Genomic DNA, 10,683 nt, shown 5'->3' on the forward strand with positions numbered 1-10,683 from the left:
GCTATCAATCCCATCTGCAATCTCCCAGACGTCGCTCAGCGCCGGGGAGTGTGACATTCCAACTTTGCAGAAACAGGACACTCTAACTTTGCGGCCACATCCAAAGATCGCATAAGATAGATTATGGAACGGCCGAGCCATTTAGGATTTGTTGTCTTTCCATTGCGTTTGCACAAATGGCTTTATGCAAGACTGGGTGAAGAGCCATTTGGGTGTTGCGAAATTCAGCGGCCGGCCGAACAATTGCATTGGCTGCACGACATCCGGACCACTGAAGAAGTCTTCGGCGATCTTCCGCCTGGTTTTTTTGGCGTTCTAAGGCGGTCGGTCGACCAGCGCCGAGATTCGGTCATACAGACGTGACAGAGCGCGAAGCTCTCATCGTCGAACGGCGGCCTCCGATGGATCTCAGCACCACCATCCCCATCAAGCTTCGTTTTCGGCAATGCCGAACCGAGTATCGATCGCCCCGTCGTGTAGCGAGAAAGCCCAGGGATATCCACCGAGTCCGCGAGACGCTCGTGCCATCGCTCGACGGCTTTGACGACATCAGGATATGACCTTCGAAGCACTTTCGGGATTTCTGAGAGGAACTGCTCCAACGCGCGGGCTGCCGTCGTCCGATCACGGGTGGTCCATATTCGATGAAACGCCCTGCGGACCGCGAAAGCTTGACGCAGATAAGGGTTCACTTCCAAGATGCTCGAAGGTCGATTGACGAATCCGGCGAAGGACTTAAAGGACAGGAAGTACGGGTCGGTCTTCTTGAAAGCCTTGAAGGGGCTCTTAGACAGAAGTTCCGAACCGATCTCTAGCATTCGCCTGCGTATCAGGAAAGGATTCACTGCGACAATGGTCTCGGGCAGTGTCTCCGCGACAACATTAAAATAGGTGTCCACCATGTCGACGACAGCGACGACGACGCCGCCCTTGTCAGGCATCCCTTCAAGCCATCTCCGGATATCGGCGGCCTTGTCAGACATGATATAATGAATGACTCGACGATCGCAGACGTCCCAGAATACGGTCGCCGTTCGACCGCCGATCACGCACTTGGCGACGCCCAGTACTTGCGGCGTCGACCAAAGGCGCTGCAACAAGCTTTTTTGCGCTTGGTCGACAAGTATTTTCCGAACTGTCTTTCGGTCGAGGCCAGTACCCAGAGCCAGCTCAGACACGGAGCTTCCTGCGTCCGCCTCTCGCCTCAGATATTCGGCAAGGCGGGATGTCACCCTGCAGTGTTCTTCAACCCCTGGGATCGAGGGGCGATGCGATCTCAGACATCTGTGGCACCTCATACGGTGGTAGCTCACCAGCAGAGCGACGGGAAATCCCGATCGGGGAATGTCGGATACGACGACCTCCCTCCTTCCATGCATCCGTGCCCGTGCCCCACACGGACAAAAGAGCCCTACCCTCGCCGCTTCGGCGCCCACCTCATATTTCTGTTTGGCTGAGTTGAAGGCCGGCGGCGCCAGAGCGAGCAGTCCCTCGGGAAGTTCCAACGCAGCGTCATTCATCCTCGTCGCTCTGCCGATTGTATACGATCTGCAACCAAAAAAAATCCCACATTGGAGGTTGCAATCTATTTTACTTAAAGAATTTTGTCAACGTTAACAAATACTTAAGTATGAATTTTAAGCTTGCGAATTCACTCACTCACCACGAAATTCTCCCAAACGGAGCAGAGGCATGGGTGTTGTAAAGCTTGAAGGAAGTGTCGCGTGCGTGGACGTCGATGGCGCGCCGCGGCTCTGGGGGGCGTTGTGGTCCGAGCTTTGGCCCCTGAACATGAGCGAGGACGTGATCAGGAGACGCCTTCGCAGCGCCGACCGGCTGTATGAGGTCGCCGACGAGCTATTCGGCCCCGGCTCCCTGGATCGTTTCATGACGCACTGTGACGCAGGGAAGATAGAAGTGGCGCTCGACGCGTTGTTTCATCGCCTGCGCAACGAGGCGCGGTCCAACGGCTCCAACATGAGCAAGACTTTCCGCCACTCCAAGGCCTTTATCTTGGAGGCGATGTCGCGCTGGCATCCGAAAGCTGCCACGCGTGATTTGCAGGCGGCGCTCGCGGAAATCGAAGATGGATATGCGGAGGGCGCGCTCGGACGAGAGGGATTGGAAGCGACCATTCGCTCGCTCCCTGTCATCGTCATCGTCGAGCTGGGCGAAATCTTCCATCCCGAGTCGCCGCGAAATCCGTTCCGCACCTTTGCCATCAAGTTTCGAAACTACGTGATCCTATTGATCTATCTGAGCTGTGGAATCCGGCGAAGCGAACTGGCTCTTGCGACTACAAACGATATCATCGCCGAATTCGACCGCCGGCTGGACAGGACCGTCTACCGCTTGAATGTCGTGGAGACAGATGAAGATGACGAGCGAGCGCAACGCCCGTCTTTAAAAACTGTCCAGTCGCGCCGTCAGATCGTCATTCCGGAATACTTATACAAGCTGATCCGGCGCTATGAGATCGATCTGCGGCCGCCCGTTTGGACGCCTTTCCTTTTCGTGTCGCAGAAACGTCGCCCGATTTCGACGCGGCAGTTGAATCAGATCTTCGAGGTGGCGTCGAAGGCGCTCTCCGAAGACGCGAAAGCCGCGCTCGCCCGCCAGCAGCTCGACAAGGTTTCCTGTCATTATCTGCGCCACACCTGTGCGGTTGGTCGGATGAAAGCCCACCATGACAAGGGTACGGATCACAACGAGATCATGAGATTGATGCGGGTGTTCTTCGGGTGGGACAAAGATTCCGAGATGCCCCTTCACTACGCCCGCGCATACTTCGAATCGAAGAACGCTGAGGTCTGGGACGCCGCCTTGGACGCCGCCCTTGGCATCTTGCGGAACGCAGGGTCTGCGGATCCATCGGCATCCGAGGAGGATTGAATGGACACGATCCAATCGGTCGTTCAGGACTTCCGGCTCCCAAAGCTCCCGAAGCGGCTCTCCTACTGGGACGACTACGCCTCCAAGAAGCGGACGATCGAAAACATCGAGCGGTGCGACATCGTAAGCATCATCACTGGCGGTTACCCATATCACTGTGACCTGCGGAAGTTCCATGACGCGGCCGACATAATGAGGGTGGTTCTCAGCGAATGGCTTCAAAAGATCAAGCCAACGACGGTGACGATCCAGTTCGGATCGCTGAGCGCCTTTGTCCGGGAATTTGGAAACGACAAGTTCATGGAACTGGTACTGCTCGATCCGATTAACTTGGCGCGGCACTGGAATTTTACAATCAAGCCATTCGTGAGCTATTCGATGGCCAGTGCGATCCGCTCCTTGCTGCACGTCCTAGCATCGACAGGGATCGGGCTTTGGAGTCCGAGCGACGCGGTCAGGATTCGTCACTCGATCCGCAGCCCAGCACGAGACAAGTTCGCGAAGATCAGAGCCGGTGCGAGCTACCTGCGGCAGGACGAGCAGTCACGCGTGGTCAACTATCTCGAATATTTCAGCGCCGAACTCTCTAATGCGACCGCATCCGCCACCCTCGTCCGGGCCGCGCTCCTTGTCCTTGGTTTCCAGCACGGGCTGCGACCAGGACAGTCCGCGCGGCTTTTGAGAAGCGAGACCGGGTTTTTCGACGACGGCTCGATGCACGTTACGGTTCCGTATCTGAACCAGCCACGCGGCGAAGCCAGGCGTGTCAGCATTCGCTCCATCAAGAAGGAATGGGTAGCGATCTTCCGTGAGCTGTTGCGTCGAAGCGAGCGGGGTTCGACGACAGGCTCGGCCGAACCGTGGCGCTACCTGTTTGGGCTGACACCGGGACAGGTGACGTCCGAGACGAAGCTGGCTCTGTCTACTCTCAAGATCGAAAGGAACGCCACCGACTTGCGTCACACTGCGGCGCAGAGGCTTGCGGACAACGGAGCGACCGCAGCGCAGATCATGGACTTCCTGTGCCACAAGAGCGGAAAGATCGCACAGCTCTACATCGACGCCTCGCCTTCACAAGGCAAGATCATCAACGATGCTCTAGGGCTTTCGCCTTTCCACAAAGACCTACCAGCGAAACACTCGTCTCGATTCTTGACGAAAGAGGAACTGCTCGCACTCCATCCTGACAAACTTGTGAGCGGCATGCCACATGGGTTCGCGACCGGTGTGATCGGTGGCTGCGCCAATGGACAGAGCCTGTGCGCACGCAGCCCGGTTACGGCATGCTACGGCTGCGATCGCTTCATTCCGAGCGCCGACATCGAAGTGCAGTCAGGTCGAAGCCGGATTGACGCGCGTCGTTCAACAATTCCGAAGCCACGGCGGTCGCGTCTCGCATACCGTCGTTTCGTTCTTCTCCCGAAAGAATTTCAGTCCATATGATCGCCATGGCGTCCCGATCCTGAGCAGGAACAAGAACTGGTTCTCATGCTACTTCCGCGTCGGCGAAGTCGAGGACGCGCTGGCGCGCGAGCTCGTCACGAAATCGCCGGAACTGAACACCCTCGTCATGCAAGGAGACCGGCGATACGGCACGCATGACATGTTGTTTCTCATGCCCGTACGGAATCTGGTCGAGGGCCGAAATAGGGGTCTGCTGGATGTCGAGCGATACTATGTGTTCGGAAGGGCTGACTACGCCGACATCGATCTCGCGCTCGATGGCCGCAACCCGAACTCCATATTTCGGCGCTACCTCGGCGAAGAGGGCAGCTCTTTGTGCGTCAACACTAAGCGACGTCCTGTTCTGCAACCACGTCTCCGACGTTATCAACGCCAAGTTCTTCGGGCGGCACACGTTGAAACGAACGGCCCAGTACGATCACACGACGTTATCGAAGATCCTAGAGGAAATGGATATAGGCGTCGAGGAACACGAGCTCCTCGGGGATATGCAACGAGAGATGATCGCCGAGATCCTTCGCGGCAGCCTCGGTGGCGCGAAGGTGGAGCAATTCCGAAAGATCCAGCGGGAGAAGGGCGACAAGGCAGCCGTTCGCTATCTAGCCGGCGCCGTGGCGGGCTTCACGATCACCCCACGGAGCATGCACCTCCAATTTCGTCGCGGCGCCGTGTCCCCGTCACCTGGAATGCTTCCGCCGTTGCGAGCATCTGACAAGAACCACCGACCCCGCGGAGGCTCGGCGCCTCGAAGATCTCCTCGAGGGGTTCGAGATACAGAGGGCCGCCATCCTCGCAGTTCCCGAGGAGAAACGCACGCTCGGATGGCAGAGCCAGCTCGCCCATGTGAACACACAGATCGAAGGCGCACAGGCGGCGATCGCCGCAGCGCCAGGTGGAAAGGTGTTCCCGGACGGGGACGACCTCTTCGTATCGATAGAAGACGAGGGGGACATCTTACCTAGAAAGTCCCCGCGTGGCTGACAAGGACGCCCTGCTCGCCGAGATTCTTCACAAGATGCTTGCTGACAACACGAAAATCAGCTTCGGAGCGGTTGTGCGGCATTCCGACGGCGCGTTCAGGAACGCTAGCGACCTGACCCGCATCGAGAGCAGACGGCTTCTCGTGAACGGAGCGATCGTGCAGCAGCATCAGCTCCGGTCGAAACTTGAGGGGATCGTCGATCTCGATGTTGAAACGCTTTCAATCGAGCTGGCGAAGAGCAGGGCGAACGAAGAGCGCCTTGAACGCCAGAAATGGGTTTTGTCGTCCGCCTTGTGGAAGCTTACCAGCATCATGACCGAGGCGGGGAGGATCAAGATGCTGGAGTACATGCGGCTGCACGCGGAGATATTCGACGAGCTGGAAAAAGATAGCTCGATTCCTCCGTCGAAAGGAAAACCAGTTGATTGACCGCATCGGCAAGAACGGCGCCATGATCGCGCAGGAGCACGTGGACGCGCTGGTCGAGTACTTGGAGGCCATGGGCGGCCGCCCTCTGCCCCGTCGCGGGACGGAGCTCAATAAGACGCTCGTCGCAAGAGCTTGCGGTTTCGACAGGCAGGTTTTCAGAACGAACCCACGGTGCGCGAACATTCTCGCCAAGGCGGACGAGGACGATCGCGTCGCCCATCTCGATCGTCTGGCTCAGGGAGAACTCAAGCGCGAGCAGAGAAACGCGAGTGACGCCCAGATGCATGCCATGGAAGAAAAGCTATTGCGTGCCACCGTGGAGAACCGGTCTTTGCGGCAGCGACTTGAACGGCTCCTGAGGCTCGAGGCTCTGCTGGTCGAGACGGGTCGACTGCCTTGAGCGGCGAAACGGAATCCAAGATCCCCGAGGAGCATACGATGGAGGTCGTCGTGACATCCGTTCATCCTTCCGCCGCGGGCGACGTCATCCTCATCGGTCGCGACCAGTCTGAAAATCTCGTCCGCGCTTCGATTCCGGGGCGGCTGTTTGCGGACGCACCACGCCAAGGCGAGAGCTGGCGGATATCCGGAAGCAGGCGGGTCCACCATGTGTACGGGGAGCAGACCTATGCCAACGTCGCCCTCCCCCTGCTCCCGAGCGGCAAATCCATCGTCAGGTTTCTCGCCGTCAATCCTCGCTTTGCGGGAGTCGGCTGGGCGACGGCCGAGCTCTTGTGGACGAGGTTCGGCATTGGCCTCTACGACCTCATTGAGGACGGCGACATTGCAACGCTCGCAGGCGTCTGCGGCGTCGAGCGGGCAGCGACGATCGTCGCGGAGTTTGCGGGTTTTGCGGAAGACCTGGAAGTATTCAAGGAACTCGACAGATACGGGACCTCGCCGCGGACCGCCGGCGCGGCAGCAAGGCTCTGGGGAGTGCAGTTGCGGGGCTGCGAATTCATGGAGCGGGAGATCGAGAGGCAGATTGGCGCCCGCCTCAAAATCGCCCGGCAGGTCGACGGTGGCAGGATCGGGATAGCGCTTGGAAGCCTGACGGCACACCAGCGCTTCGAGCTTACCGATAAACAACGCGATGCCGTCTTCATGGTCGCGTCCGGCTCCGCGAGTATTCTCACGGGAGGAGCGGGAACTGGAAAGACCGCGACGCTGCGTGCAATCGTCGAGTGCGAGGAACAGACCCACCGCGAGATTACCGATGCATGCCTTCATCTCGTCGCCCTCGCCGGTCGGGCCGCCCGCCGTATGGCGCTCGCAACAAGGAAGGAGGCCTGGACGCTCGCCCGGCTGATCAAAGCGTTCGACACGGGTCTGAAGATGGACGAGGGTCTTATCGTATTCGACGAGTCGAGTATGCTCGATACGCCCAATGTCTACCGCGTGCTTTCCAGACTGGGAGCGGACGTCAGAGTCCTTTTCGTCGGAGATCCCGGACAACTTCCTCCCATAGGGCCAGGACTGCCGTTCCAGAAGCTCGTAGCGTCGCCCTACGTTCCGCAGGTCAAGCTTGACGTCATCCATCGACAGGCCGAGCACACCGGGATCCCGGTCGTGGCCTCCGCTATCCGACATGGATTCTCACCAACGTTCCAATCCTTCGACTTCGCCTTAGCCCACAGGCCAGGCGTCTTTCTCGTACCCTGCCACACGAGCGAGGTTCCTAAGGCCGTGCGCGAGGTCTTCCGAGCGATGGCGGGTCCTCCGCCCAGGGCCGGCCTCGCCGACACGCTCTGGAAGCGCGACATACAAATCGTCGCGCAAACCAATGCAGGACCTGCGGGAGCAAGAGACCTGAGCAGGGATATCGAGCGGGAGTATATGATCAGACAGGAGCCAATCATGGACTGGGGCTTTCATGAGGGTTCCCGCCTCATCTGGATGAAGAACGACTATCGGAAGGCGCCCGTCGTCGACGCTAACGGGAAGACGGTCATCGATCCGACGACCGGGGAGCCTCGGTGCGCCGGCTTCTTCAACGGGTCGCTTGGCGTCCCTCGTCTCGTCGACGGACGCTGCGTTCTTTCGATGGACGACGGGAGCTCGGACTTCATCACCCAGTCGGACTTTGAAAAACTCGCCCTCGGGTGGGCGATCACGATTCATAAGGCACAGGGCTCGTCATTCGATAGCGTGATCGTTCCGGTGGTGCCCTCCCCTCTGCTCGACCGAACGATGCTCTATACGGCGGTTACGCGCGCTGAAAACACGGCGGTGCTGATTGGCGACCCTGACCTTGTCCGGGAACGATCGAGGCCATGTCTCGGACTACATTCAGGGGCTGCGGTCTGGAATTCCGGATTGAACCGGGCGTCCAATAGGGCTGGTCGCCGGCGGACCTCTTTCCGCCCATCGAAGCTGGACGCGTACCTTTAGCCCCTGTTCCCTGTTCGATCTCCGGAGGATCGAACATCGCGCGCAGCGCGATCCTACGATGTTCCCCGTCCCGATAGCGCCGGAAGGACGTGATGATGGAGCCGGTCACCGAAGGCCGAAACAAGGTGGAGGACGGCGAAGCCGTTTACAGGATCTGTCATCATGTCAGCCTACGATCCCGTGGATTGTAGACATTCCCCGATACAGGCTGCAATTGAGTGTTGACACGGAGGGCTCACACATCTCCGCGGCCATCCTCGAGAGCTCTTTGCGCAATGGCGGCAGGCCATTGTTTGGATAGCACGCATGGTCGATACGCGACCGCGGTAGGGCAGCTTGACATTCTTCATATATCCGTTATTCTCGATATATGGAATCAAAGCTTGCGATCGCGGCGCTGGCCGCACTGGCCCAGACCACCCGGCTCGAAACTTTCCGTCAGCTCGTGAAGGCGGAGCCGGACGGCATCCCTGCCGGCGAACTCGCGCGGATGCTCAACGTGCCACAGAACACCATGTCCGCCCATCTAGCGACGCTGCAGCGGGCGGGGATCGTCAAGAGCGAACGGCAGAGCCGCTCCATCATCTATCGCGCCGACCTTGAAGGGTTCCGCGATCTGTCGCTCTTTCTGCTCAAGGACTGCTGCGGCGGGAGCGCCGAGCTCTGCGCACCTCTGATCGCCGATCTCACGCCCTGCTGCGCGCCGGAAAGCAACCAGCCATGCGTGAACTGACGCTCGAGCCGGTCCCGGTCTCAAATGAGCTGAAGGCGGCCCTGACGTGCGCCGGGCTGCTGACCGACGATCTTGAAGGAACTGACAGAACCTACTTCGCTCTCGTCGATGTCGACAGCGGCGTCGTCGGCTACTCCGGCATCGAAACATGCGACGAAGACTCCGTCCTTCTCCGTTCTGTCGTCGTCATTCCGGAGTTCCAGGCGCAGGGCTACGGCCGCCGTCTCGTGGATCTGACGATCGCGAGGGCGCCCGTTGCCGCCGACGTCTACCTCGCCACAACGAGCGCCGCTCGCTTCTTCGAATCCTTCGGCTTCACGCCCGTCGACCGTGACAAGGCGCCGAAGGCGATCCTTTCCACCCGCCAGCTATCGGGCCTCTGCCCGGCGTCGGCGACGATCATGAAATTGAACAGGCCACCGACCTAACACGGACGAAAACCATGACCGACAAGACCTACAACGTGCTCTTCCTGTGCACGGGCAATTCCGCACGTTCTATCCTCGCCGAATCCATCCTCAACAAAGAAGGCGCTGGACGCTTCAAGGCGTTCTCGGCGGGCAGCCAGCCCAAGGGAGAGGTGAACCCGCACGCGATCAAGGAGCTGCAAGCCCTCGGCTATCCATCGATAGGGTTCTCGTCGAAGAGCTGGGACGTCTTCACCGAACCTGGCGCGCCGGAGATGGACTTCATCTTCACCGTCTGCGACAGCGCGGCCGGCGAGGCCTGCCCGGTCTGGATCGGCCATCCGATGACCGCGCACTGGGGCGTCGAAGACCCGGCGGCGGCCGTCGGAACGGAGATCGAAATCCAACGCGCCTTCGCGCAGGCGGCCCGGTTCCTCAAGAACCGCATCTCGGCGTTCCTTAGTCTGCCAATCGCCTCCATCGACCGTCTCGCGCTCGAACACAAGCTTCGCCAGATCGGCTGAAATCCGAAAAGGCCGAATGATGTCCACGTTCGAACGATATCTGACCGTCTGGGTCTTTCTCTGCATCGTCGTCGGCATCGCGCTCGGCCACATGATGCCGGGCGTCTTCCATGTCGTCGGCAGCGCCGAAGTGGCGAAGGTGAACGTCCCCATCGCAGTGCTGATCTGGCTGATGGTCATTCCGATGCTGTTGAAGATCGACTTCGGCTCGCTTTCGAAGGTCGGGAAATACTGGCGCGGGATCGGSGTCACCCTGTTCATCAACTGGGCGGTCAAGCCTTTCTCGATGGCGTTGCTAGGATGGCTGTTCGTCGGCTGGCTTTTCCGTCCCCTGCTCCCGGCCGACCAGATCGACTCCTATATCGCSGGCCTGATCATCCTCGCGGCAGCACCCTGCACGGCGATGGTCTTCGTCTGGTCGAACCTGACGAAGGGCGAACCGCACTTCACCCTGTCCCAGGTGGCNGGCCTGATCATCCTCGCGGCAGCACCCTGCACGGCGATGGTCTTCGTCTGGTCGAACCTGACGAAGGGCGAACCGCACTTCACCCTGTCCCAGGTGGCGCTCAACGACGCCATCATGATCGTCGCCTTCGCGCCTATCGTCGCGCTGCTGCTGGGTCTGTCGGCGATCACGGTACCGTGGGCCACGCTGACGATCTCCGTCGTCCTCTACATCCTGATCCCGGTCGCCATCTCCCAGGTCGTTCGCAGGCTGCTCACCGCCGACGRTACGACGCGGTCGCTGGACGCCCTTCTGGCCAGGCTTCAGCCGCTTTCGCTCGTCGCGTTGCTGGCGACCCTGATCCTTCTATTCGGCTTTCAGGGCGAGCAGATCATCGCGCAGCCGACCATCATCGG

General features: G+C 59.6%; 11 protein-coding genes and 1 pseudogene. 10 read left to right on the forward strand and 2 right to left on the reverse strand.

The features are described 5' to 3' along the window. Nucleotides 1-224 precede the first annotated feature (224 nt). Entirely contained in the window at nt 225-1,178 is a 954-nt protein-coding gene (locus ASE04_RS16815; RefSeq protein WP_156408828.1) for a transposase, read from the reverse strand. A 514-nt stretch (nt 1,179-1,692) separates the two neighbouring features. Between ASE04_RS16815 and ASE04_RS16820 the strand changes: the two genes are divergently transcribed. Both ASE04_RS16820 and ASE04_RS16825 read left to right on the forward strand, forming a co-directional pair. Next, a complete protein-coding gene (locus tag ASE04_RS16820; RefSeq protein WP_056819271.1) occupies nt 1,693-2,892 on the forward strand; it encodes a site-specific integrase in 1,200 nt (399 codons plus the stop codon). After that, on the forward strand, nt 2,893-4,335 hold the full coding sequence (locus ASE04_RS16825; protein WP_056819273.1) for a tyrosine-type recombinase/integrase: 1,443 nt from the start codon (nt 2,893-2,895) through the stop codon (nt 4,333-4,335). It begins immediately after the preceding gene. A 43-nt stretch (nt 4,336-4,378) separates the two neighbouring features. Here ASE04_RS16825 and ASE04_RS16830 read toward each other — a convergent pair whose 3' ends face one another. After that, nucleotides 4,379-4,705: a hypothetical protein gene (locus ASE04_RS16830; protein WP_156408829.1), complete on the reverse strand. Its 327-nt coding sequence runs from the start codon at nt 4,703-4,705 to the stop codon at nt 4,379-4,381. Nucleotides 4,706-5,329: 624 nt separating this feature from the next. Between ASE04_RS16830 and ASE04_RS16840 the strand changes: the two genes are divergently transcribed. The 8 genes and pseudogenes from ASE04_RS16840 to ASE04_RS31685 all read left to right on the forward strand — a co-directional run. Continuing rightward, entirely contained in the window at nt 5,330-5,767 is a 438-nt protein-coding gene (locus ASE04_RS16840) for a hypothetical protein (protein WP_056819279.1), read from the forward strand. Further along, nucleotides 5,760-6,167: a hypothetical protein gene (locus ASE04_RS16845; protein ID WP_244490446.1), complete on the forward strand. Its 408-nt coding sequence runs from the start codon at nt 5,760-5,762 to the stop codon at nt 6,165-6,167. The genes ASE04_RS16840 and ASE04_RS16845 overlap by 8 nt, the downstream gene beginning before the upstream one ends. 209 nt (nt 6,168-6,376) lie before the next feature. Further along, nucleotides 6,377-8,158 carry an ATP-dependent DNA helicase gene (locus tag ASE04_RS16850; protein ID WP_162260535.1) on the forward strand — a complete coding sequence of 594 codons (1,782 nt, stop codon included), beginning with the start codon at nt 6,377-6,379 and terminating at the stop codon, nt 8,156-8,158. Nucleotides 8,159-8,528: 370 nt separating this feature from the next. Then, nucleotides 8,529-8,891, forward strand: a complete 363-nt coding sequence (locus tag ASE04_RS16855) for an ArsR/SmtB family transcription factor (protein WP_056819283.1) — start codon at nt 8,529-8,531, stop codon at nt 8,889-8,891. Further along, a complete protein-coding gene (locus ASE04_RS16860) occupies nt 8,879-9,319 on the forward strand; it encodes a GNAT family N-acetyltransferase (protein WP_056819284.1) in 441 nt (146 codons plus the stop codon). The genes ASE04_RS16855 and ASE04_RS16860 overlap by 13 nt, the downstream gene beginning before the upstream one ends. A 14-nt stretch (nt 9,320-9,333) precedes the next feature. After that, on the forward strand, nt 9,334-9,822 hold the full coding sequence (locus ASE04_RS16865) for an arsenate reductase ArsC (RefSeq protein WP_056819286.1): 489 nt from the start codon (nt 9,334-9,336) through the stop codon (nt 9,820-9,822). A gap of 19 nt (nt 9,823-9,841) precedes the next feature. Continuing rightward, on the forward strand, nt 9,842-10,287 hold a 446-nt coding region (locus ASE04_RS31680; protein WP_443216878.1), incomplete at its 3' end, for an arsenic resistance protein. 1 nt (nt 10,288) lies between these two features. After that, a pseudogene (locus tag ASE04_RS31685) lies at nt 10,289-10,683 on the forward strand (arsenic resistance protein); the annotation flags it as partial.

Source organism: Rhizobium sp. Root708, from assembly GCF_001429725.1.
Taxonomy (GTDB): Bacteria; Pseudomonadota; Alphaproteobacteria; order Rhizobiales; family Rhizobiaceae; genus Rhizobium.